The sequence below is a fragment of the Plantactinospora mayteni genome (genome assembly GCF_016862935.1).
Classification (GTDB): Bacteria; Actinomycetota; Actinomycetes; order Mycobacteriales; family Micromonosporaceae; genus Plantactinospora; species Plantactinospora mayteni.
Genome location: NZ_BONX01000016.1, coordinates 23,733 through 46,634, shown reverse-complemented (window position 1 = coordinate 46,634; position 22,902 = coordinate 23,733). Strand labels below are relative to the sequence as shown.

The following is a 22,902-nucleotide window of genomic DNA, read 5'->3' as shown; positions in this document are numbered from 1 at the left end:
AGGACACTTTCGGCTGTGAAGCGTGCCCGAGGGCAACAGTTCGAGGTGCTGGGAAGGCCCCCGACGTCATGCACTGAGCCGGGGCGCCACGACCCCGGTTTGCCGACCGGCCCCCGACCCGGCACCCGCCAAAGCAGCAGCCGGCCGAACCGGTAAGCATCCCGAAACCGAAGGAGGAGCGGCGGATGATCCGCAGACTGCTGGTGGCCAACCGGGGCGAGATCGCCCGACGGATCTTCGCCACCTGCCGGTCGCTCGGCATCGAGACGGTCGCCGTGCACTCCGACCCGGACGCCGAAGCCCCGTACGTCGCCGAGGCCGACCTCGCGGTCAGGCTGCCGGGCGCCGCGCCGGTCGACACGTACCTCCGGGTCGACCTGCTGGTCGCGGCGGCCCGACGGACCGGGGCCGACGCGGTACATCCCGGGTACGGCTTCCTCGCCGAACAGGCCGGCTTCGCCAGCGCGGTCGGGGACGCCGGGCTGACCTGGGTCGGCCCGCCCGCCAAGGCCATCGCGGCGATGGGTGACAAGACCGAGGCGAAGGCGCTGCTCGCCGACGCCGGGGTGCCGATGCTGCCGACGTACACCGATCCGGCCCAGGTCGAGGCGTTCCCGGTACTGGTCAAGGCGGCGGCCGGCGGCGGCGGGCGCGGGATGCGGATCGTCCGCGACCCGGCCGACCTTGCCCGCGCGGTCGAGTCGGCCCGCCGGGAGGCCGCCGCCGCGTTCGGCGACGGCACGGTCTTCGTCGAGCCGTACGTCGAGCGGGCCCGACACGTCGAGGTGCAGGTCGTCGCCGACGCGCACGGTACCGTGCTCTCCCTCGGCGAGCGCGAGTGCTCGATCCAGCGCCGGCACCAGAAGATCGTCGAGGAGGCGCCCTCGGTCGCGGTCACCCCGGAACTGCGGGCCCGGCTGGAGAGCGCGGCGGTGGCCGCCACCCGCGCCGTCGGCTATCTCGGGGTGGGTACGGTCGAGTTCCTGCTCACCCCGGCCGGCGAGTTCCACTTCCTGGAGATGAACACCCGGCTCCAGGTCGAGCACGCGGTCACCGAGTGCGTCACCGGCACCGACCTGGTCCGGCTGCAACTGCTGGTCGCCGAGGGCGGGGCGCTGCCGACCGCTGCCCCGCCGGTCACCTCACACGCGATCGAGGTACGCCTCTGTGCCGAGGACCCGGCCGCCGACTGGCTGCCGGCCACCGGCACGCTGCACCGGTTCGGCGTACCGGGGGTGACCGTCGAGTTCGGCACCGAGGCACGGCGCGACTCCGGGCTGCGGCTCGACTCCGGGGTGCGGGACGGTTCGGTGGTCGGGGTGCACTACGACTCGATGGTGGCCAAGCTGATCGCCTGGGCGCCGACCCGGGACGAGGCGGCCCGGGCGCTGGCCGGCGCGCTGCGTCGGGCGGAACTGCACGGCGTGACGACCAACCGGGACCTGCTGGTCCGGGTGCTGCGCTCGGCGGAGTTCCGGGCCGGCGAGATCGACACCGGTTTCCTCGACCGGCATCCGGAGGTCTTCGCCCCGCTGCTCCCGCCGGACCGGGTCGGGCTGGCCGGGCTGGCCGCCGCGCTGGCCGGGGCCGCCGCACGCCGGGCCGCCGCCCCGGTCCTCGGCACCCTGCCGTCCGGTTGGCGCAACGTCCCCAGCACGCCACAGACCATCGGGTACGCCGGCCCGACCGGCCCGGTCGAGGTCGACTACCGACTGGACCGCTCCGGCACCCTGCTCAACTGGGCCGCCCGACAGCCCACCTCGACCGGCCAGCCCACCTCAACCGGCCAGCCCGAGCAGACCGGGCAACCCGAACCGAGCAGGCGGCCCGAGGCGAGCAGGCGGCCCGAAGTGGTGCTGGTCGCCGCCGAACCGACCCGGACCGTGCTGACGGTCGACGGGGTGCGGCAGGTCTTCGCCGTACACCGGGTCGGCGCGGTCTCCTTCGTGGACGGTCCGGACGGTTCGGTCGCGCTGACCGAGCTGCCCCGGTACGCCGAGCCGGTACCGGAGCTGGCCGAGGGCTCGCTGCTGGCACCGATGCCCGGCACGGTCAGCCGGACGCTGGTGACGGCCGGCCAGCGGGTCGCCGCCGGTGAGCCGCTGCTCGTGCTGGAGGCGATGAAGCTCGAACACCCAGTCACCGCCCCGACCGCCGGAGTGGTGGCGGTGCTGCCGGTCACCGCCGGTTCCCAGGTGGAGACCGGTGCGGTACTCGCCGTGCTCACCCCGGAGCACCCCACACACCCAGCCCCCGAGCAGCCCGCGACCCCAGACCCGGACCGGTCCGCGACGCCGGACCCGGAGCAGACCGGTGTCCCGGATGCCGCGCAGCCCGGCAGTTCGGGCCCGGAGTAGTCCCGGCCGTCCACCCCAGGTCCCCTCGCAGGTCCCCTCGTCGGAAGGTATCCCGCATGGACTTCGACCCCACCCCCGAGCAGCGGCAGCTCCGCGAGGCCGTCCGGTCCCTCGGCCAGCGCTACGGCCACGACTACTTCGTCGCCAAGGCGAAGGCCGGCGAACACACCACCGAACTGTGGGACGAGGCCGGTCGGCTCGGCTATCTCGGGGTCAACATCCCGGCCGAGTACGGCGGCGGTGGCGGCGGCATCACCGAACTGGCCATCGTCTGCGAGGAGCTGGCGGCGACCGGCTGCCCGCTGCTGCTCCTGGTGGTCTCGCCGGCCATCGCGGGCACGGTGATCGGTCGACACGGCACCGAGGCGCAGCGCCGGACCTTCCTGCCCGGGCTCGCCGACGGGTCGCTGAAGATCGCCTTCGCGATCACCGAACCGGAGGCGGGCTCGAACTTCCACCGGCTCGGCACCGTGGCCCGCCGGGACGGCGCGGGCTGGGTGCTCTCCGGCCGGAAGTGCTTCATCTCTGGAGTGGACGAGGCGCCGTACGTCCTGGTCGTCGCCCGGGTACCCGACGACGAGCCGGCCGGGCCGACGGAGGGCGACGGCACGACCGGCCGGGGCGGCGATGGGCGCGGGACGGCCGACGAGCGGCTCCGGCCGGCGCTCTTCGTGGTCCCGACCGACGCCCCCGGGCTGACCATGTCGAAGCTGGAGATGGAGATCGTCTCCCCGGAGAACCAGTGGCTGCTCTACTTCGACGAGGTACGGCTACCCGGCGACGCCCTGGTCGGCGGTACGGCCGAGCCGGGTGACCGGGGCGGGCTGGACGCCGGACTGCCGGCGCTCTTCGCCGGGCTCAACCCGGAACGGATCACGGTCGCCGCGATGGGCGCCGGCACCGGCCGGTACGCCATCGAGCGCGCCTCCACCTACACCGCCACCCGCCGGGTCTGGGGCCGGCCGATCGGCGCCCACCAGGGCGTCTCGCATCCGCTGGCGCACGCCGCCGTCCAGGTGGAACTGGCCCGACTGATGATCGCCAAGGCCGCCACCCTGTACGACGCCGGTCGTGACGTCGAGGCCGGCGTCGCCGCGAACCTCGCCAAGTACGCCTCGGCGGAGGCGGCGGCGCTGGCCGTGGACACCGCGATCCAGGTGCACGGCGGCAACGGGATGACCACCGACTACGGGGTGGCCACCCTGCTCGGCGCGGTACGGGCCGGTCGGATCGCCCCGGTCAGCCGGGAGATGATCCTCAACTTCGTCGCGCAGCGCGTACTCGGCCAGCCGAAGAGTTACTGACTCCCCCGGCACTCCGCCGGTATTCAGTCGGACGAGCCCGTGCTGACGGGCGTCCGGCACTCCGCGTCGATCCGGTTCACCGGGCGTACCCGTCGGCCCATCCCCTCCAGCAGCGAGTCCTCGACGTGGAAGCCGTGCACCCGCAGCCGGTAGCGGGGCAACTCCTCCTCGGTCGGGCAGAGCACCTGCGCCTCGACCTGGCCGGTCGGCACGTACCGGACACCGCCGCGCTCCTGGAGGATCACCATGCTGACGTCGTCCACCGTGATCACGTGCCCCCGGATCCGCTCGACGCCACCGGCCTCCGGGTCCGGTACCTCCGATCCGTCATCCGGCCTCGGCGTGGCGGTGCCAGTGCCGGTGCCGTCCTCGGCGCCCCGGATCGTGGTGACGGTCAGTGGCAGCACCGGAGTGGTGATCACCGGCAGCGCCGCCCAGCAGAGCATCGCGAGTACCGCCAACTGGGCCGTCATGGCGAGCGGTCGCGCCACCAGCACCGGTACGGGCCCGGTGACGAGCAGGGCCAGCAGCGGCGGGGCCGCGATCACGAGTACCGCGAAGATCTCCCGCTGCTCCCACGCGTCGCCGAGGGTCGGCAGCATCAGTACGGCGTAGCCGGCCAGCAGTGCGGCGAGGAGCAGCAGCCGGGGGATCCGCCGCTCGTCCAGCCGGGCCGGGCTGAGCTGGAACGCGGCGGCGAACGCCGGCAGCAGCAGCGGCAGGTAGAGGATCGGCCAGACGGCGAGCGCGACGGCGAAGCTGGCGATCACCACCCACGGCGGGGTGATCGCCCGCCAGCGGGCGAAGATCGGCGGATGCCGGCCGATCCGGTGTGCCGGGTTGTGCTCGGCGGTGGCCAGCAGCACGGCGCCGATCGCGAAGACCGCGACCAGCCCGGCCGAGACCAGCCGAGCGGCGGTGGTGACCAGCGCGGCGGCCAGGTTCACCGGGTTCACGTTGGCGACCAGCAGCAGGGTGGTCTGCAACTCGCCACCGGCCTCCACGCCCAGCCGGAGTACCGAGAAGATCGCCGGTACCCCGACGACCAGCGTCCAGAAGGACTGGCTGGCCCGGGACCTCCGCTCCGCGGCGTCGGCTGCGGAGGGCCACCGCTCGCCCCGGCCACCGCCGCCGCCCGCGCCAGCGACCGCCGGAGCGCCGGACTTCGGGTCGCCGGACACCGACAGGTCGGTCACCGGAAGGTCGGTCACCGGAAGGTCGTTGGCCGGTACGCCGGTCGCCGGTAAGTCGGTGGCCGGTGTATCGGTCGCCGGGGTTTCGGCGCCTGCCGGCCGGTCGGCCAGGCTCCATCCACTGTCGACGCCGGCCCGCGCCTGCGAGGCGTCGGGCCGGGGTGCCGTCGACTCCCGCCCGGAGAGGGTCACACCGGCGCCTTCTCGTCGAAGTCCACCAGGTCCGGGACGTTCAGCGGCGGCGGCTGCTGACGGTCGGGCCCGAGCCAGGGCCCCAGGTTCCGGTGGTACGCGCTGAGCCACGGACTCGTCCGGCCGGCACGCCCCTCCTGGTAACTCTTCTGTAGGAAGAAGGCCACCAGGTCGCGGAGGGCGGGATCGCTGATCGGCACGCCGATGCCGAGTTGCTCGCTGGTGCCGAACGGCATGTCGACGACCTCGAACTCCTTCGGATAACGGGACCGGAACCCGGCCAGGATCGTCTCGTCGGAGCTCACCGCGTCGTACTTCCCGTCGCGGATCCCGTTCACGCAGTCCTGGGTGTTCTTGACCACGAGCGCCTTGATCTCGTGTTTCTCCAGTTCCGCCTCGGTGGTCGAGCCGCCGCCCACGCAGATCCGGAAGCCGGGGGTACGCAGGTCCTCGATTGTGCGGATCCGGTTCTTCAGCGCGACCGGGATCATCACCTCCTGGGTGGTGACGAAGTACGGCCCGGCGAAGCTGACCAGCTTCTGGCGTTCCTCGGTGATGGAGAAGCTGGAGACCACGATGTCGACCCGCCCGCTCTGCAACGCGGGGATCCGGTCCTCGGTGGCGAGCTGGACGAAGTCGATCCGGGCGTCGCCGGCATAGCCCAGCGAGGCCGCGATGTAGCGAGCAATGTCAATGTCGAACCCGACGAACCTGCCGTTCTCCTCCAGTACGCCCATCAGCGGCTCGAAGGTGGCGACCCCGATCCGCAGTTTGCTCTGGCCGTAGATGTGCGACTGCTTGAGCTTCTCCTGCACGGAGGGGGGCTCGGGACCGCGCCGGCTGTCGCAGCCCGCTCCGGCGGCGAGCAGCAGGGTGAGTACGACCGCCATGGTCGTGCCGAGCAGCCGTACCCGGCCTCTGGGCGATGTCTCGGTCATCGGCGGACCCCGGTCTGGGAAGGGGGATGCTACCGCCGAGCGTAGCCGGCAACGTCCACTTCGGTAGTCACCACCACGCGGAGATCAGCTCGCCGTGAGGGTGGGCCCGGTGAGCCGGTCGACGCCCTTGCCGGCCAGGCAGCGGAAGGTCCGCCCGGTCCCGCCGGTCGCCGGTGGCAGCACCTCGAACCGCCACGGGGCGACGTCGATCAGCGTGGTGGTGTGCCGGAAGACGGTCGCGTTGCAGACCTGGCGGACGCTGGTGTCGTCCTTCACCGCCGCGTGGTCGGCCGGGTCGAGCCCCGGCGGCAGGTCACCCTCGGCATAGGACTCCCAGGTGTGCCGGCCGGCGCAGGAGGTCTCGTTGGCCTCCGCCGTGCTACCCCGGAGCCGGACCGGCCCGAAGCACTCCAGCTCGGTCGGGCAGCGGGCGGCGTTGGGCAGCGGCAACTGGCAGCCCGGCAACACACCGATCCCGGTCGACGGCCGGCTGGTGGTCGGACCCGTCGTCGTCGCCACCGCCCGCCCGCTCGGCGTCGGCCCCGGCAGGCCCCGGGTGGCGACGACCCAGGAGCCGGTGGCGACGATGGCGAGCAGGGCAAGCACGCCCAGCCCGCCGAAGATCCAGTAGCGCCGCTTGCGGCGGCCGGGCCGAGAGACGGTGGGCTCTCCGTCCACCTCCGGCGGGCCGGAGCCGGGCCGGGGTGGCGGCGGGGTGTAGGACTTCGAGAGGTAGACGCTGGGCGGGGCACCACCCGAGGTCGGCGCCCCGGAGACCGGCACGCCCGACACCGGCACGCCCGAGACGGGGACGCCCGACACCGGTACGCCCGACACCGGTACGCCGGAGACGGGCGCGCCCGAGGTGGGCGTGCGGGGCGAGGGCGTACCGGCGGGAGCCGACGGCATCCCCGAGCCTGCCGGCGCCGCGCCACCGCTTCCGGAGGCGGCACCGCTGCCGGCCGGATCGCCGAGCGCGCCGGGCGGCCAGGACCCGCCGGAGACCGGAATCCCGGAGACCGGAATCCCCGACACCGGCACGGCGGCGACCACGGTCGGGTTCGGCGTGGTCGTCACGGTCGGCGGATCCAGCGGTACGGCCGCGAGCAGGTCCCGCAACTGCTCGGCGGTGGGCCGGTCGGCGGGGTCGTTGGCCATCCCGTAGCGGAGCAGGTCGAGCATCCGGGTCGGTACGCCCGGCAACTCGGGGATCGGCTCGGCGAAGAGCTCCAGCAGGGTGAGCAGTCCGGGGTTCCGGTCGGCCTGCCAGCGCGGCGGCTTGCCGTGCATCACCGCGTAGAGGGTGGCGCAGAGTGCGTACACGTCGACGGCGGGTGAGGGTGGGCTGTGCCGGAACATCTCCGGTGGCGCGTACGCCGGGGTCAGCACCTCCAGCGTGATCGCGGTGTCCCGGGCCTCGGCGAGTACGGCCAGCCCGAAGTCGGCCAGCGCCGGCTCGTTGAACCGGGAGTAGAGGATGTTGGCCGGCTTGACGTCCCGGTGCAGTACCCCGAGCTGGTGGGCGTCGGCGAGCGCGTCGGCGATCTTCACACCTACGTCCCGCGCCTCGACCGGGCGCAGCGGCGAGGTACGCATCCGCTCGGCGTACGACCCGTCGCAGAGTTCCATGATCAGGTAGGGGTGCTGGTCCTCGGTGACCCCGGCGTCGAAGAGGTCGACCACGTGCGGGTGCGACGACATCCGGCCGGCGGCCCGCGCCTCGCGGAGGAACCGGCGCTGGTCCCGCTCGCTGTCCAGGGTGCGGTTCTCGACCTTCACCGCCACCTCGCGCCCCACGGACTGCTGGGTCGCCCGGTAGACGGTGGCGTAACCACCCCGGGCAAATACCTGCAAATCCGTCAGGCCGGGCACGACGGGCAGCGGCAGCGCGCCTGGCGGGGTGTCGGTCACAGACTCGAAAATACCGGGAACATGAGCGGGTTCAGCCCCCCGCACCCGTGGCTGTTACCGGCTGGTTGCCATTCCGGCGCCGGTCGTACCAGAGGCCGGCGGCCGTGGCAACCGCACCGAGGCCCTCCCAGAGGGCCACCCCGAAGAACCGCCCCGGCGCCACCTCGGTCAACACCAGCGTGCTGAAGACGGTGAAGGTCAGCAACCGGAACACGACGGTGAACCCGAAGAACGGCCGCCAGTCCAGGCAGGCCGCGAGCAGGTAGTAGACGCCCATGTTGAACGAGGCCATCGACGAGGCGACGACAAAGGTCCGGGTGTGGTCCCCGGTGGCCCGTTCGGCCGGCTCCAACACCTCGAAGCCGAGCAGTTCCAGCGTCAGTTCCGGGCGGATCAGCCCGACGGCGCCGAGCAGCAGAGCGAGCCCTCCGAAGACGGCGATGGTCCAGCCTGCGGCCGAGCGGGGCAACCTCACCTGCGGTCCTCCGTGCCGGCGCCAGTCCGCTGTGGACGGCAGTGGATCTAGGCTAGCGGCTGCTCGGGCTGGGCGGTATCCCGAAGATCGATGGATTCGAACGTACCCTCCCCGGCGAGTCGCTGTCGTACCACCACCAGCCCCTGCCGGGTGGCATCCGTCGACGGTCGGGCCAGCCGGTCCCGCAACTCCTCCGCCGCGGCCCGCTCGCTGGTCTGCTGCGTCGAGTACGCCAACCGGACCGCCTCCTCGGCGACCTCGGCCGCCTCCGCCGGCTGACCCGCCCCGGCCAGCGCCTCGGCGAGTATCCGAGCGGCGATCACCCGACTGCGGATGTCCTCGCCCGGAGCCTGGACCGCCTGCCTGGCCCAGTTCAGCGCCACCGCCGTCTGCCCGGCGGCGAGCAGCGCGGACGCGTATCGGGCCAGAGCCTGGCGGCGGCTGAACAGCACCGAGGGCACCGCGCCGGCCGTCGCGATCGGTTCGAGCAGGTTCACCGCGGTCGGCGCGTCGCCGTCGGCCAGTCGGCTCGCGGCGAGCAGCATCCGGGGACCGAGCTGGGTCGGCGCCAGCGGATTGTGCGGCTCCACCGCCGCCAGCACGGCCTCGGCGTCCCGTTCCGCCGCCGCGACGTCGCCCCGGTCCAGTGCCACGAACCCGCGCAGCGTGCCGGCGAGCCCGGTGAGCAGCGGATGCGCGGTGCGCCGGCCGTACCCGAGCGCGTCGGTGAGCAGGTCGGTCGCGTGCTCCGGCTCGCCCACGCCACGCGCCACGGCGCCGCGTACGACCAGGGCGAAGCCGCGGCCCCAGTCGTCGGAGGCGGCGGCGAAGTCCCGGTACGCCCGCCGCGCCTCGCGGTCGGCGTCGGCGAGTTCGCCCAGTTCGGCGGCGGCGAACGCCGCCACGGCACGCAGGGTGCCCACCGCCCACACCTCGCTGACCCGCTCGCCGAACGGCAGGAAGACCTGTGCCAGCCGGCGGGCCTCGCCGAGCCGGCCGGCGAGCAGCCGGGCGAACGCGGTAGTGCCGCGCAGCCAGGCCCGTCCCACCGGATCGTCGATCTCGGCGAAGAGCCGGGCCGCCCGGCCGAGTACGGCGTCGGTGCCGGCGAAGTCGCCCCGGGTGGTGGTGACCCAGGCCAGGTTCTGGAGTGACCAGGCCTGCCCCCGGGGATCGTCGGCATCCAGATTGACCTGGTACGCCCCGGCGAACCGGCTGCTGGCCTGGCTCAGCCGGCCGCTGACGAAGTCGGCCATCCCGAGCCGCCGCATCGCCGACGCCCGGGGCCCCGGCAGATTGGCCCGGGTGGCCACCTGCAACGCCTCCTGCCAGGAGTTCACCGCCCGCGCCTGATCGCCCTGGGCGAGGTGTGCCTGACCGACGACGAGCAGTGCCCCGGCCCGTACGGCCACGTCGTCCCCGGCGTTCGCCCCGATCTTCTCGGCGAAGGCGAGCGCCTCGGCGATCCGCCCCACCTGGAGCAGGGCGCGGGCGTGCACCAGTCGGTCGCCACCCGGTACCGACTCTCCGGCGAGCCGGGCGGCCCGCTCGGCGTACTCGACGGCCTGGGCCGGTTCCCCGGCGGCGAGTGCCCGGCGGGCGGAGCGGCCCAGCGCCGCCATGCCGAGCGGCGCCACGTTCCGGGCGGTCGCGTCGGAGCGCAGGCTGACCACGTCGGCGAGCGCGCTGGCCCGCTCGGCGTGCTCGGCGATGAAGGCGTCACGTTCGGCGACCGGCAACCCACTCGCCCCGGTGCCGACCCGGACCACCTCGCCCGGACCGGTGCCCGGGGCCGGCGGCGCGGCCCACTCGGCGAGCGCGGCGTGCCGGTCGGCGAGATCGGCCTTGCCGATGCCGGCGTAGACGGCCTCCCGCATCAGCGGGGTGGCGAAAGTGTAGCCCTCCCGGTTGCGGTGCAGCATCCGGCGCTGGAGCAGTTCCTCGACGGCCCGCTCCAACTCGACCGCGACGACCGCGGTCGGCCGCCCCTCGCGCCCGGCCCGCCGCTCGCGCAGCGCCTCCAGCGCACCCGCCGGCACCGTGTCGCCGACCACCGCGGCGTCCCGCAGCGCCGCCCGGGCGTCCGGGGGCAGCGCGTCGATCCGGGCCGCCAGCACGGCGGCGAGATCCCGGGAGAGCAGCCGGCTGCCCAGCGAACCGGGCGCCAGCCGCCAGATGCCGGTGGCCCCCGAAGCGGCGCCGCCGACCGTACCGCCGGCCAGGCCCGGGCCGCCGGCAGCGGCGGAGGTCGGGGTGACTCCGGGGCCCTCGTCCGCGCCGACCGTTCCGCCGCTCCGCTCGCCGGTCCGCCCGGCCGGGGTGGCGGGGCCGGTCGCGCCGGTCCGGGCGGCGAGGCCGGCGACACCGGTCGGCTGGGCGCCGGCCGGGGATCGGGGCGGTGTTCGGCCCAGCACGGTGGTCAGCGCGCCCCGCTCCATCAGCAGGGTGACCAGCTCGGCCAGATAGAACGGGTTGCCCTGGGCGGTGGCGAGCAGCCGGCCCACGTCGGCCTGGGGCAGCCGCCCGCCGCCAAGGTAGGCGGTCAGCAGCCGGGCGGCGTCCGCACCACGCAGCGGCGGCAGGGCATGCACCTCGGCGTCGGCCACCCGGGTCAGCGCACCGGCGGTACGGACCAGTTCGGGGCGGCCGAGCAGCAGCACCAGCACCGGCCCGGTCAGCCGGGACAGCGTCACGCCGAGCGCGTCGGTGGTCTCCGGGGTGGCGTCGTGCAGGTCGTCGACGATGACCGCGAGCGGGGTCTCGGCGGCGAGCGCACTGAGCAGTTCGGCGACGGCGGCCGGAATCGCGTCGGCGTCCGGGGTGGGTTCGCCGGCCGACCACTCGGCCGGGCCGGCCGGCACGGTGCCGTGTGCCGAAGGAAGCTCGGTGTAGCCCAGCAGCGCGAGCAGGAGGTCGACGGCGACCGGTGGCGGGTCGGGCCGGTGTCGGGAGAGCCGCTGGCCGAGCCGGCGCAGCCGCTCCTCGACCACCGGCCGGGTGACGGCGGTGGCCGGGCCGTCCGGCAGGCCGACCGCGGCCCGGACCAGGTCGGCGAGCGGGGCCAGCCGACGGCGCTCCCCGAACGCCGCGCACTTCACCGAGAGCACCCGGGCGCCGGTGTGCGTCGCGTACCGGCCGGCGCCGACGTCGTACCCGGCGGCCAGCCGTTCCACCTCGGCGGCGAACCGGGACTTGCCGATCCCCGCCTCGGCGGTCATCAGCAGTACCCGGGGCTGCCCCTGGTCGATCACCTCGGCGAGTCGACCGGCGACCCGGCCGATCTCGGTCTCCCGTCCGACGAAGGGCGCCTCGTCACCGAGCCCGGACCGGGTACCAGGGGCGTCCAGCAGGCCCAGCAGCTCGTACGCCTCGACCGGCTCCCGCTTCCCCTTCAGCCGCAGCGGCCGGAGCTGTCGCCAGGAGGCGACCCGTCGGGTGGCCGCCGCCGTACGGGCACCTGCGTAGACGGCACCGATCGCGGCGGCGTCGGCCAGCCGGGCGGCGGTGTTCACGGTGTCGCCGATGACGGTGTATTCGATGGCGGCCTGGAAGCCGGCGACCACGTCACCGGTGTTGAGCCCGACCCGCAGCCCGAGCGGGGCTCCGCCGCCCTGCTCGTCGTCGAGCACCCGGCGTACGGCGCGCTGCATGGAGAGCGCCGCCCGGACCGCCCGCTCGGCGTCGTCCTCGTGCGCGACCGGAGCACCGAAGACGGCCATGATCCCGTCACCGGTCAGCTTGTCGACGTGCCCGCCGAAGGTCTTGACCGCACCGGCGAGTGCGGCGAGGACCCGGTCGGTGACCGTGCTGACCCGCTCCGGGTCAAGATCCTCCGACCAGGAGGTAAAATCGGACAGATCGCCGAAGAGCACCGTTACCACCCGGCGCTCCGCCTCCGGCAGGGTCGCGGCAGCCGGCAGCGCGACTCCGCAGTTGTGGCAGAACCGCGCACCGGGTACGGCGACGGTTCCACACACCGGGCAGGTCACGGATTTTCCAACCCACCGGCCCCCGGGCCGGATTCCCGGTTCTCTTGATCGAGATATGCGAGCTGGGCCCGGACCGACCATTCGGCCGCCGACCAGAGCGACCGGTCCACGTCCGCGTAGACCATCGCCACCACCTCGGCGGCGGTGCGCGCCCCCTGGCCCAGCGCCGTGCGGACCTGGTCGAGCCGGGCCTGCCGGTGGGCCAGGTAGAACCGGGCCGCGGCGGCGCAGTCGGCCAGCGGCGGACCGTGCCCCGGCAGCGCCGGCACCCCGGAGAACTCGGTCAACGTCGCCAGGCTGGCCAGGTAGTCCCCGAGGTCCCCGTCGGGGTACGCGACGACCGTGGTGCCCCGGCCCAGGATCGTGTCGCCGGTGAAGACGGCCCGCTCGTCGCCGCCCTCGACCACGAAGCAGAGCGAGTCGGCGGTGTGCCCCGGGGTGATCAGCAGCCGGATCCGCAGGCCGGCCAGCTCGATCGTCGACCACCCGCAGCGGAAGATCAGCGGCTCGGCACCGGTCAGCTCCAGGAACCGGTCCAGCCCCTCGGTGTGGTCGGGGTGGCCGTGCGTGACCAGCACCCCGGCGACCGGCCCGCGCGCGGCCACGGCTGCCAGGTGGCCCTCGTCGAGCGGGCCCGGGTCGACCACGACCACCTCACCCGCGCCCGGGACGCCCAGCACCCAGGTGTTGGTGCCGTCCAGGGTCATCGGCCCCGGGTTGGGGGCACGGACCAGCGTCGCCCAGCTCGGTAGCTGGTCGGCCAGCGCCGCCGCCGGCGCGGTCACGTGCCCGGTCATGGCTGAGATGGTACGACCCGCAGGCGACAGCATCGTGACCTGCCGGTGACGGCGGTCGGACAAACCACCCGGACATCACCGGAGTGCACCAGTACACCCGAGCAGCACCGCACCCGGTGCCACGGCTCAGGCCGCCGGGCGGGCTACGGCTCAGGCCACCTCGACGATGACCTCGACCTCGACCGGCGCGCCCAGCGGCAGTTCGGCGACCCCGACGGCGCTGCGGGCGTGCCGGCCGGCCTCGCCGAACACGGTGCCGAAGAGCTCCGAGGCGCCGTTGACCACGCCAGGCTGCCCGGTGAACCCGTCGGCGGAGGCCACGAAGCCGGTCACCTTGACAATCTTGACGACGGTCTCCAGGCCCACCAGCGCGTCGATCGCGGCCAGGGCGTTGAGCGCGCACTGCGCGGCCAGGTCCTTGGCCTGCTCGGCCGAGACACCCCCGCCGACCTTGCCGGTGGCCAGCAGCTTGCCGTCGCGCAACGGCAACTGGCCGGAGACGTACACCTGGCGACCGGACTGGACGGCCGGTACGTACGCGGCCAGCGGCGGTACCACCTCGGGCAGGTCGAGGCCCAGCTCGGCGAGCTTGCCGTGTGGCCCAGCCGTCACGACTTGGCCCGCTTGAGGTACGCGACGAGCTGCTCCGGATTCGGGCCCGGAATCACGGCCACCAGTTCCCAGCCGTCCTCGCCCCAGTTGTCGAGAATCTGCTTGGTGGCGTGCGTGAGCAGCGGCACCGTGGCGTACTCCCACTTCTGCATCGCTAGAAGTCTCCTCCGTCTCAGGCTTGTCGGCGACAGCCTACGGGCTCCGGCCACGGCGGTACGCGTACGCCTCCCGATCGGTGGGGTGGAGCTGTCCCGATCCCTCCTCCCTGGTCCGCGCCTGCTCTGGTTGGCCGGGGCGGGATACCCTCGCCGCATCGGGGCCCTGTGGGGATTGGGGAGATCATGAGGCAACCGTCCGACGGCGACGAACCCGCCCACCCGCCGGCCGAGCCCTCGCCGCAGACCGGGTCCACCGGATCGATCCCGAACACCGAGTCGACCGAATCGGCCCCGCAGACCGACTCCGCCGGATCGGCACCGCAGACCGACTCCACCACGTCATCGATCCCGGGTGACGCGCCCGAGCGACCGGCCGACGGACCGGCCGACGCGACGACGGAACCGGCCGAGATCCCGGCATCGGCGGCGCCCTCGTCCGAGTTCACGCCCTCCGGCGACGCATCCGCCGAGAAGCTGGTCGCACCGTCCGGCGACGCACCCGCCGCCGAGTTGGCCGCGCCGCCGATCTCGGCACCACCGATGTCCGGCCCGCCGATGTCCGGCCCGCCGATGTCGGCGCCGCCCGGGTACGGTCCGCCGGGGCCGGGGCAGCCGATTCCGGGGCAGTCGGGTCCGGGCGGCTACCACCCCGGCCAGCCCGGGCCGGGCCCCGGCGTACCCGGCTATCCGGCACCTCCCGGCTATCCGGCGCCCGGGGTCGCCGAGCCGCCAGGGAAGCGGCGCGGCGTGGTCATCGCGTCGGTCGCGCTCGCCGTGACGCTGCTACTCTGCCTCGTCGGCGGGGTCTCCGCCGTCCTCGTGATCCGGGGCGCGGAGCGGGGCGAGGGGGCCGCCGATCCGGTCGTCGCGGTGGACGAGTTCCTGACGGCGGTCTACGGCGAACGGGACGCCGACCGGGCGACCAGCCTGGTCTGCTCGGCCGCCCGGGACGGCGACGAGATCGCCGCGAAGGTCCAGGAGGTGGCGGAGTCCGCCGGGCGGTACGACAGCGCACGGTTCCGCTGGGTCACGCCCACGGTCGACGAGCAGACCGGGGAGCGGGCCCTGGTGTCGACCAAACTCACCATGGCCACCGGCGACGAGCGGTCGGTGGACCAACAGTTGACCTTCGTGGTGGTACGCGAGACCGGGTGGTGGGTCTGCGACGTCATCTGACCGGCCGGGCTGGTCGGGGTCCGGGCTGGTTAGGCTCGGAGGGTGCGAGCGGGCGAGGAGTCGGGCGACCGGGCGGACGCCGATCGGGCGAGTACCCGGTGGCCGGCCCGGCTGCACGTGATCACGGGTAAGGGCGGGACCGGCAAGACGACGGTCGCCGCCGCGCTGGCGCTGGCGCTGGCGAGCGGTGGTCGCCGTACGCTGCTCGTGGAGGTGGAGAGTCGGCAGGGCATCGCCCAGCTCTTCGGCACCGACCCGCTGCCGTACGAGGAGCGGTCGATCGCCACCGCGCGCGGCGGCGGCGAGGTACGCGCCCTGGCCGTCGACTCCGAGGAGGCGCTCCTCGAGTACCTCGACATGTTCTACAAGCTCGGTGCGGCCGGCCGGGCGCTGCGCAAGCTCGGCGCGATCGACTTCGCCACCACGATCGCACCGGGGCTGCGGGACGTACTGCTCACCGGCAAGGTCAAGGAGGCCACCACCCGGACGGCCGACAAGCGCCGGGTGTACGACGCGGTGGTGCTGGACGCCCCGCCGACCGGTCGGATCGGCCGGTTCCTGAACGTCACCGCCGAGACCGCCCGGCTGGCCAAGGTCGGCCCGATCAAGACCCAGAGCGAGGGGGTGGCGGCGCTGCTCCGCTCCCCGATGACCGCCGTACACGTGGTCACGCTGCTGGAGGAGATGCCGGTCCAGGAGACCATCGACGCGATCGGCGACCTGAACGGGCTGCGGATCCCGGTCGGCCGGCTGATCCTGAACGCGACCCGTCCGCCGCTGCTGGCCGGCAAGATCACCCAGGCCGAGCTACGTCGAGGGCTGGCCGCCGCCGGCCTGCCGACCGACCGGACGACCGTCGCCGGCCTGCACGCCGAGGCCCGCGACCAGCTCGTCCGACGGGATCTGGAGGAATCCCTCCGGGCCGACCTGGTGGAACTCGGGCTGCCCCTGGTGGAACTGCCGCTGCTGGCCGAAGGAGTGGACCGCACCGGCCTGGACCTGATCGCCGACACGCTGCTGGCCACCGACTGACACGCCACCGGCCGGCACCGCGCTGACCAGCACACCGCCGACCGGGCGCAAGCCCCGACAGCCGATTGACTCACACCTGAGTGGCACCACGCCGTTGGGACGGCGCTGTCCCGATACGCTCGGTTGGTGCGTCCCGATCACCCAGCGCCGGAGCTGGACATCGACCAGATCCTCGCCGATCCCGGCGTCCGGATCGTGGTCTGCTGCGGCTCGGGCGGGGTGGGCAAGACCACCACGGCCGCCGCCCTCGCGCTCCGGGCCGCCGAGCGGCACGGCCGGCGTACGGTGGTGCTGACCATCGACCCGGCCCGGCGGCTGGCCCAGTCGCTGGGGCTGAACGAGCTGGACAACACCCCACGGCAGGTCAAGGGGATCGACGTCGAGACCAGCGGCGGCGAACTGCACGCCATGATGCTGGACATGAAGCGCACCTTCGACGACGTGGTGCTCGCGCACACCGATCCGGCGAAGGCGGCGGAGATCTTCGCCAACCCGTTCTACCAGGCGATGAGTTCCACCTTCGCCGGCACCCAGGAATACATGGCGATGGAGAAGCTGGGCCAGTTGCACGCCCGGGGCGAGTGGGACCTGATCGTGGTCGACACCCCGCCGTCCCGGTCCGCCCTGGACTTCCTCGACGCACCGGCCCGGCTCTCCCGATTCCTGGACGGGCGGATGCTGCGGCTGCTGCTGGCACCGGCCCGCAGCGGTGGGCGGAGCATGTTCAGCCTGGTCACCGCCTCGTTCGGGATGTTCTCCCGGGTGGTGCAGAAGGTGCTCGGCGCCCAACTGCTCACTGACCTGTCTGGTTTCGTGGCGGCGCTCGACTCGATGTTCGGGGGTTTCCGGCAGCGCGCCGAGCAGACGTACCGGGTGCTCCAGGCGCGGGAGACGGCGTTCCTGCTGGTCGCGGTGCCGGAGCCGGACGCGGTCCGGGAGGCGGCCTACTTCGCGGGCCGGCTCGGCCAGGAGCGGATGCCGCTGGCCGGCCTGGTGTTGAACCGGGTGCACCGGCCCGCAGTGGAGCGGCCGACCGCCGCCGAGAGCCTGGCCGCGGCCGAGCGGCTGGTGGAACTGGGTGGGCACGAGGCGACCGTGGAGACCCTGTTGGCACATGCCGCGCTCACCCAGCAGGCGGCGCGGGAGCGGCGGGTCGCCCGGGTCTTCACCGACGCCTTTCCGGCGGTACCGACGGTGGCGGTGACGGCTCAGCCCGCCGACGTGCACGACGTCGACGGGCTGCGCACGATCGGTGCCGCGATCAGCCGGCGTTGACCAGGACCTTGTCCTTGTTCTTCAAAGCCGCCTCGAACATCTTCCGCCAGCTCGCCACCTGCGGGTGACGACGCAGCAGCGCCCGGCGTTCCCGCTCGGTCATGCCACCCCACACGCCGAACTCGATGCGGTTGTCGAGCGCGTCGGCCAGGCACTCGTACCGCACCGGGCAGCTGCGGCAGATCCGCTTCGCCACGTTCTGTTCGGCGCCCTGCACGAACAGCGCGTCAGGATCGCCGTTCTGACACGCCGCCAACGTGGGCCAATCTGTGATCATGCCCATCTGTTCCTGTCCCCCCTTGCAGTCCCGCTACCGACCAGAGCCGGTCAGCCGGCGATAACCCCCCGGCCATCCGTGCCGCCCTCCCCCGGGCACCACGGACGACATGCGTTTCTCTCGCCCGACCATCATGCTCTGTAGTCAACTGATTACGCAACGTTGTCAGCCAAATCCGTCAACCCGGACATTCCTTGACGCTCCATCCGGCAATCCGGCCCTGACTACCCGGCGGCGATCAGCGAAAACGCTGCGGAGACTTCCCGGAGGGAGGAGACTCGGCAGCAGGAGCCCGCAACCGCACACCAGGGGTCGTGCGTTTAACACAACGAGGCCAGCGCCCGCAGGAAATGGGGAAAGTACGCAGGGCGCGACCTCTGTGTCGATTCACGTACCCTGTCGAGGTGACCTGGATGCGGAAGCGTGACCACAATGTCTTCACGAACGCCGCGTCGCTGCTGATCTGTGGGCTGCTGGCCGGCGTGGTGGTTGCCGCGGCCGCGTTCCCCGCGGTGGCGATGTCCGGGCTGGCCGCCAAGGCCGGCGCGGAGACGTTCGACAAGCTGCCCACCGAGCTGACCGTCAAGCGGGCCCCGCAGATCAGCTACCTCTACGCCTCGGACGGCAAGACCCCGCTCGCCACCATGTACGACGAGAACCGCCGTGACGTGCCGCTCAAGGACGTCGCGCCGGTCGTCGGGCAGGCACTGATCGCCGCCGAGGACAAGCGCTTCTACGAGCACAACGGTGTCGACGTCAACGGCGTCGCCCGGGCGTTCGTCGCCAACAACCAGGCCGGGGTCACCACCCAGGGTGCCTCCACGCTCACCATGCAGTACGTCCGGCTCACCATCGCGTATTCGGCGACACATCCGCAGGATGTCGTGGCGGCCACTGAGGACACCAGCGCCCGGAAGCTGCGCGAGATGCGGTACGCCCTGCAACTCGACGGCGACCTGAGCAAGGACGAGATCCTGGAGGGCTACCTCAACATCGCCCCGTTCGGCAACGGCGCGTACGGCATCTTCGCCGCCAGCCAGGTGTATTTCGGCAAGCACCCGAAGAACCTGAAGCTCGAAGAGGCGGCGATGCTGGCCGGGATGGTCAAGGCCCCGTCGGAGAACGACCCGACCACCAAGAGCGGCTACCCGGAGGCGCTCAACCGGCGCAACTGGGTCCTCGACCAGATGGTCGAGACCAAGGCGATCACCCGGGAAGAGGCCGAGAAGGCCAAGGCGATCAAGCTCGTCGTCAAGGACAAGCGCACCCCGAACGGCTGCGTCGACGTCGGCAAGAACGACTGGGGCTTCTTCTGCGACTTCTTCTACCGCTGGTGGATGCAGCAGGAGACCTTCGGCCGTACCCAGTACGACCGGGAGCGGCGGCTCAAGAGCGGCGGCTACACCGTGGTCACCACCCTGGACGCGAAGGCGCAGAAGGCGGCCAAGGACGCCGTCGAGCGCAACGTCAGGACGGGCAAGAAGGAAGCCATGATGGTGGCGGCGGTCGAGCCCGGCACCGGACGGGTCCGCGCGCTGGCGGTGAACCGGAACTACAAGCTGGACGACCCGAACAAGCCGCAGAACAAGATCAGCACGAACCCGGCCAAAAAGAAGAAGAATATCCGGGGTACGTACCCGAACACCACCAACCCCCTGCTGACCGGCGGTGGCGACATCACCGGCTACCAGGCCGGCTCGACCTTCAAGATCTTCACCGTGGTGGCGGCACTGGAGAACGGCTACCCGCTGGAGACCACCATCAACGCCAAGGCGGTCGCCCAGACGAAGTACATCGTCGAATACAACTCGCCGGCCGCCTGTCCGGGCACCAACAAGTACTGCCCGCAGAACGCCAGTGCGAGCATGGCCGGCGTACACAACATGTGGAGCGCGTTCGGCTCGTCGGTGAACACCTACTTCGTGCCGCTCCAGGAGCGGGTCGGCGCGGCCAAGGTCGTCGACGCCGCGAAGCGGATGGGCATCACGTTCCGGGCCAGCAACGACGCGAACTTCGCCTCCACCAAGCAGCTCGCGAACGGCTGGGGCGCGTTCACCCTCGGCGTCTCCCAGACGACCCCGCTGGAGCTGGCCAACGCGTACGCCACGCTGGCCGCCGACGGCAAGTACTGCGAGCCGATCCCGGTGCAGTTGATCCGGGACCAGGAGGGCAACAAGCTCGACATCGCCAACCCGCGCTGTTCGCAGAACATCAAGCCCGAGGTGGCCCGGGCGGCCGTGGACGCGGCCCGCTGCCCGGTCGGCGACAACTCCTCCACCTCCCGCTGCCGGGGCGGCACCGCCCGCAACGTGCGCGGCGACGTCGGCAAGCCGGTGGCGGGCAAGAGCGGCACCACCGACAGCGAGAAGACCGCCTCGCTGGTCGTGATGACCAAGCAGCTCGCGGTGGCCGGCATCCTCGCCGACCCGGACTGGGCCGAGACCACGCAGAACATGGGGCACAACGAGCCGGGCGGCGTCAACCACGCCGTCTACCAGACGCTCCGGGACGCGATGAAGGGCAAACCCTCGATCCAGTTCACCCCGCCCGGCGGCAAGATCGTCAACGGCGACCAGCGGAGCATCCCGAACGTCAAGTGCCAGCCGATCCAGTCCGCCCTCTCCCGGGTCAGGGGTGCGGGCTTCGAGGCCGAGGTCGGCAGCCAGGTCGACTCGACCTGCCCGGCCGGCACGGCCGCCGGCACCAGCCCCGAGGGTCGGACGATCAAGGGTGGGGCGGTGACCATCGAGGTCAGCAACGGCAAGCCCCCGGCCGGCGGCGCCAACCCGCCGGACGGGCCGGGCGGCCCTCGGCCACCCGGCCGACGCTGAGCCGTTCGGCCGCCGCCTAGGCCAACGGCCGCGGCGCAGAGCAGGTCACGACGACGGGCGGGCATCCCCAACGTGGGATGCCCGCCCGTCGCGCGTTCGCCGTCGCGCGTTCGCCGTCGCGCGTTCGCCGTCGCGCGTTCGCCGGCCCGTGTCCGCTGCCGTCGTTCGGCAACTGACGTCGTCCGGCGCTGCCAGCGGCACGGCGCGCTGTCGCGGGTTCGCTGTCTCCTTCGTGGGCCGGTCTCCCGCGACCCGCTGGGCTCGGGCGCGGCCGTCAGCCGGCGCCGAGCTGCCGGCGTACCTCTGCGGCCACCCGACCACCCTCGGCCCGGCCGGCCGCCGCGGCCTGGGCCACCTTCATCGCCGGGCCCATCTGGCCGCGCTCGGTGAACCCGCCGGCGGCCAGCGCCTCCGCGACCAGCTCGGCCAGCTCCTCGTCGGCGAGCTGCTTCGGCAGGTACCGGTCCAGCACCTCACCCTCGGCCCGCTCCCGTTCCGCCTGCTCGGCCCGCCCCGCGTCGCCGAAGGCGGTGGCCGCCTCGCGGCGCTTCTTGGCCTCCTTGGTGAGCACCGCCAGCACCTCGGAGTCGGAGAGGTCCCGCTTCTCCTTGCCGGCGACCTCGGCGGTGCCGATCGCCGCCAGTGCCATCCGCAGAGTCGAGGTGGTCAGCTCGTCACGAGCCTTCAACGCCGTCCGCATGTCCGTGGTCAGGAGGTCCTTCAAGGTGCCCATGGACGGTCAAACTACCCTGAGCGGCATGCGAAAGCGCACAGTATTCCGGCTGGCCGCCGGTACGGTCGTCGCGGGCGGCGCCGCCCTGGCGTACGCCTCGCTCGTCGAGCGGAACATGTTCACCCTGCGCCGGTACGACGTACCCGTGCTCAGCACCGACGCCGAGCCGCTGCGCGTCCTGCACCTCTCGGACCTGCACATGATGCCCGACCAGCGCCGCAAGCAGTCCTGGGTCGCCTCGCTGGCCGCCACCGACCCGGATCTGGTGGTGGTGACCGGGGACAACCTGGCACACCCCGACGCGGTACCCGGGGCGCTGCGGGCGCTGCAACCGGTGCTCGACTACCCCGGTGCCTTCGTGTTCGGCTCCAACGACTACCGGGGACCGGTCTGGAAGAACCCGTTCAGCTATCTGCTGCCCGACCGGGAGTACGTGCAGGGTGTCGAACTGCCCGCCGAGGAGCTGCGGGAGGTACTGGTCGGCGCCGGCTGGGCGGACCTGAACAACGCCCGTACGTCGATCAAGGCCGGCGGCCGGCAGATCGAGCTGGTCGGCGTCGACGACCCGCACGTCGAACGGGACGACTACGCCTCGGTCGCCGGGCAGGTACCGCCGCAGGCCGACCTGGCGATCGGGGTCACCCACTCGCCCGAGCCCCGGGTCCTGGACGAGATGGCCGCCGACGGCTTCACCCTGCTGCTCGCCGGCCACACCCACGGCGGTCAGGTCCGGGTCCCGCTGGTCGGCGCGCTGACCACCAACTGCGGCCTGCCCCGCTCGATGGCCCGCGGCCTGCACCGCTGGCCCGAGACGGACGCCTGGCTGCACGTCTCCGCCGGCCTCGGCACCCACCCCACCGCCCCGGTACGGTTCGCCTGCCGGCCGGAAGCGTCGCTGCTGACCCTGATCCCGCGCTGACCTGCCCCCTTGGGGATCGGCGCGGGCCGAGGCGCACCGGGCGGGATACCGAATTTGCCCGGCGGGGCGGGTGGGCTACTATTGCTCGGCACGCCTCGGGGTGTGGCGCAGCTTGGTAGCGCGCTTCGTTCGGGACGAAGAGGTCGTCGGTTCGAATCCGGCCACCCCGACCAGAGTAAGTGCAGTTCAGGGCCGGTCTCATCGCAAGTGAGACCGGCCCTGAATCGTCTCCCGGATCACCTTGGGAGAAATCCGGCAGAAGATCTTGAGATTCCTCTCCCGGCGGCCTACCGCCGGGCCTTCGACAGGCGACCCAGGAACCGGGACGGGAGAGCCGGTGGCCCGCTCCCGCCGGGCCGCCAGGGCAGCCTCCCGAAGGCCGGTCAGATCCTCCACGCCACGGAGGCACCCGAGTACCCGACCGATGCGGATCACGGCCCGGCTGCGGCCGTTGCCGCCGCCGCGTACTGGTGATGTTGGCCGTTGCGCAGGTCGGGGCTATTTGTTCGGCGCATGCGCGTTCCCGGCTGGCTCGACGACACCCGGCACTCCTATGACACCTCGCCGAGCCGCTGAGGTCACCGACCACCGATGCGGTTGGTTGTGCCAGCAATCCCTGGGGTCCCGCTAGGAGATTCGTCGTCTCCGGGTGCAACCGAGCCTGACGCTCAGGGGTGTTATGGAGGAGCACGCGGACGGGGGACGCCCCGCCCGACGGGTCGCCCGGGCGGCC

Annotated in this window: 15 protein-coding genes, 1 tRNA gene and 3 pseudogenes; 8 read left to right on the top strand and 11 right to left on the bottom strand. The window is 72.8% G+C overall.

Annotated elements, in window-relative coordinates:
• Positions 1–185 precede the first annotated feature (185 nt).
• On the top strand, positions 186–2,357 hold the full coding sequence (locus tag Pma05_RS13215) for an ATP-binding protein (RefSeq protein WP_203857675.1): 2,172 nt from the start codon (positions 186–188) through the stop codon (positions 2,355–2,357).
• Positions 2,358–2,413: 56 nt separating this feature from the next.
• The gene (locus tag Pma05_RS13210) at positions 2,414–3,661 is read left to right on the top strand and encodes an acyl-CoA dehydrogenase family protein (protein WP_203857674.1); all 1,248 of its coding nucleotides are present in this window, start codon (positions 2,414–2,416) and stop codon (positions 3,659–3,661) included.
• Positions 3,662–3,684: 23 nt separating this feature from the next.
• Here the strand turns inward: Pma05_RS13210 and Pma05_RS13205 are convergent, their stop codons facing one another.
• From Pma05_RS13205 to sp36, 9 genes and pseudogenes are all read right to left on the bottom strand, one after another.
• On the bottom strand, positions 3,685–5,046 hold the full coding sequence (locus Pma05_RS13205) for a hypothetical protein (protein ID WP_203857673.1): 1,362 nt from the start codon (positions 5,044–5,046) through the stop codon (positions 3,685–3,687).
• Positions 5,043–5,984 carry a transporter substrate-binding domain-containing protein gene (locus tag Pma05_RS13200; RefSeq protein WP_203857672.1) on the bottom strand — a complete coding sequence of 314 codons (942 nt, stop codon included), beginning with the start codon at positions 5,982–5,984 and terminating at the stop codon, positions 5,043–5,045. The genes Pma05_RS13205 and Pma05_RS13200 overlap by 4 nt, the downstream gene beginning before the upstream one ends.
• A gap of 660 nt (positions 5,985–6,644) precedes the next feature.
• A pseudogene (locus tag Pma05_RS13195) lies at positions 6,645–7,895 on the bottom strand (serine/threonine-protein kinase); the annotation flags it as partial.
• A 31-nt stretch (positions 7,896–7,926) separates the two neighbouring features.
• On the bottom strand, positions 7,927–8,370 hold the full coding sequence (locus tag Pma05_RS13190) for a hypothetical protein (protein WP_203857670.1): 444 nt from the start codon (positions 8,368–8,370) through the stop codon (positions 7,927–7,929).
• A gap of 170 nt (positions 8,371–8,540) precedes the next feature.
• Positions 8,541–10,655: pseudogene (locus tag Pma05_RS43995) on the bottom strand (ATP-binding protein); the annotation flags it as partial.
• 135 nt (positions 10,656–10,790) lie between these two features.
• Positions 10,791–12,359: pseudogene (locus Pma05_RS43990) on the bottom strand (adenylate/guanylate cyclase domain-containing protein); the annotation flags it as partial.
• Positions 12,356–13,156 (bottom strand): MBL fold metallo-hydrolase, encoded by an 801-nt coding sequence (locus tag Pma05_RS13180; protein ID WP_203857668.1) that lies wholly within the window; start codon positions 13,154–13,156, stop codon positions 12,356–12,358. The gene Pma05_RS13180 and the pseudogene Pma05_RS43990, both read right to left, overlap by 4 nt.
• A gap of 150 nt (positions 13,157–13,306) precedes the next feature.
• The gene (locus Pma05_RS13175; protein WP_203857667.1) at positions 13,307–13,768 is read right to left on the bottom strand and encodes a RidA family protein; all 462 of its coding nucleotides are present in this window, start codon (positions 13,766–13,768) and stop codon (positions 13,307–13,309) included.
• Positions 13,765–13,920, bottom strand: coding sequence for a Sp36 family protein (gene sp36 / locus Pma05_RS13170; protein WP_130465462.1), 156 nt, complete (start codon positions 13,918–13,920; stop codon positions 13,765–13,767). Before sp36 ends, Pma05_RS13175 begins: the two co-directional genes overlap by 4 nt.
• A gap of 576 nt (positions 13,921–14,496) precedes the next feature.
• On the opposite strand from sp36, the gene Pma05_RS43985 reads away from it, so the two are divergent.
• The 3 genes from Pma05_RS43985 (at position 14,497) to bagB (ending at position 17,409) form a co-directional block, all read left to right on the top strand.
• Positions 14,497–15,102 (top strand): Rv0361 family membrane protein, encoded by a 606-nt coding sequence (locus Pma05_RS43985; protein ID WP_203857687.1) that lies wholly within the window; start codon positions 14,497–14,499, stop codon positions 15,100–15,102.
• A 42-nt stretch (positions 15,103–15,144) separates the two neighbouring features.
• A complete protein-coding gene (gene bagA, locus Pma05_RS13160; RefSeq protein WP_203857666.1) occupies positions 15,145–16,134 on the top strand; it encodes an ATPase BagA in 990 nt (329 codons plus the stop codon).
• 126 nt (positions 16,135–16,260) lie between these two features.
• Positions 16,261–17,409 carry an ArsA family ATPase gene (gene bagB / locus Pma05_RS13155; protein WP_372441463.1) on the top strand — a complete coding sequence of 383 codons (1,149 nt, stop codon included), beginning with the start codon at positions 16,261–16,263 and terminating at the stop codon, positions 17,407–17,409.
• Here the strand turns inward: bagB and Pma05_RS13150 are convergent.
• On the bottom strand, positions 17,396–17,692 hold the full coding sequence (locus Pma05_RS13150) for a WhiB family transcriptional regulator (RefSeq protein ID WP_101369108.1): 297 nt from the start codon (positions 17,690–17,692) through the stop codon (positions 17,396–17,398). The genes bagB and Pma05_RS13150 overlap by 14 nt on opposite strands.
• A gap of 407 nt (positions 17,693–18,099) precedes the next feature.
• On the opposite strand from Pma05_RS13150, the gene Pma05_RS13145 reads away from it, so the two are divergent.
• Complete coding sequence (locus tag Pma05_RS13145) at positions 18,100–20,517, top strand: transglycosylase domain-containing protein (protein ID WP_203857664.1); 2,418 nt, start codon at positions 18,100–18,102, stop codon at positions 20,515–20,517.
• Between the two features lie 274 nt (positions 20,518–20,791).
• On the opposite strand, the gene Pma05_RS13140 is transcribed toward Pma05_RS13145, so the two are convergent.
• Positions 20,792–21,250 (bottom strand): GatB/YqeY domain-containing protein, encoded by a 459-nt coding sequence (locus Pma05_RS13140; protein WP_203857663.1) that lies wholly within the window; start codon positions 21,248–21,250, stop codon positions 20,792–20,794.
• A 25-nt stretch (positions 21,251–21,275) separates the two neighbouring features.
• Between Pma05_RS13140 and Pma05_RS13135 the strand changes: the two genes are divergently transcribed.
• Both Pma05_RS13135 and Pma05_RS13130 read left to right on the top strand, forming a co-directional pair.
• Complete coding sequence (locus Pma05_RS13135) at positions 21,276–22,169, top strand: metallophosphoesterase (RefSeq protein WP_203857662.1); 894 nt, start codon at positions 21,276–21,278, stop codon at positions 22,167–22,169.
• 96 nt (positions 22,170–22,265) lie between these two features.
• Positions 22,266–22,342, top strand: a tRNA-Pro gene (locus Pma05_RS13130).
• Positions 22,343–22,902: the final 560 nt, after the last annotated feature.

What these genes read in the sequence shown, in the direction of transcription:
- Pma05_RS13210 (WP_203857674.1), top strand. Translation starts at nt 2,414, where the DNA reads ATGGACTTCGACCCCACCCCCGAGCAGCGGCAGCTCCGCGAGGCCGTC.
- Pma05_RS43985 (WP_203857687.1), top strand. Translation starts at nt 14,497, where the DNA reads ATGTCGGCGCCGCCCGGGTACGGTCCGCCGGGGCCGGGGCAGCCGATT.
- Pma05_RS13150 (WP_101369108.1), bottom strand. Translation starts at nt 17,692, where the DNA reads ATGGGCATGATCACAGATTGGCCCACGTTGGCGGCGTGTCAGAACGGC.
- Pma05_RS13140 (WP_203857663.1), bottom strand. Translation starts at nt 21,250, where the DNA reads ATGGGCACCTTGAAGGACCTCCTGACCACGGACATGCGGACGGCGTTG.
- sp36 (WP_130465462.1), bottom strand. Translation starts at nt 13,920, where the DNA reads ATGCAGAAGTGGGAGTACGCCACGGTGCCGCTGCTCACGCACGCCACC.
- Pma05_RS13215 (WP_203857675.1), top strand. Translation starts at nt 186, where the DNA reads ATGATCCGCAGACTGCTGGTGGCCAACCGGGGCGAGATCGCCCGACGG.
- Pma05_RS13180 (WP_203857668.1), bottom strand. Translation starts at nt 13,156, where the DNA reads ATGACCGGGCACGTGACCGCGCCGGCGGCGGCGCTGGCCGACCAGCTA.
- Pma05_RS13145 (WP_203857664.1), top strand. Translation starts at nt 18,100, where the DNA reads ATGCGGAAGCGTGACCACAATGTCTTCACGAACGCCGCGTCGCTGCTG.
- Pma05_RS13200 (WP_203857672.1), bottom strand. Translation starts at nt 5,984, where the DNA reads ATGACCGAGACATCGCCCAGAGGCCGGGTACGGCTGCTCGGCACGACC.
- Pma05_RS13135 (WP_203857662.1), top strand. Translation starts at nt 21,276, where the DNA reads ATGCGAAAGCGCACAGTATTCCGGCTGGCCGCCGGTACGGTCGTCGCG.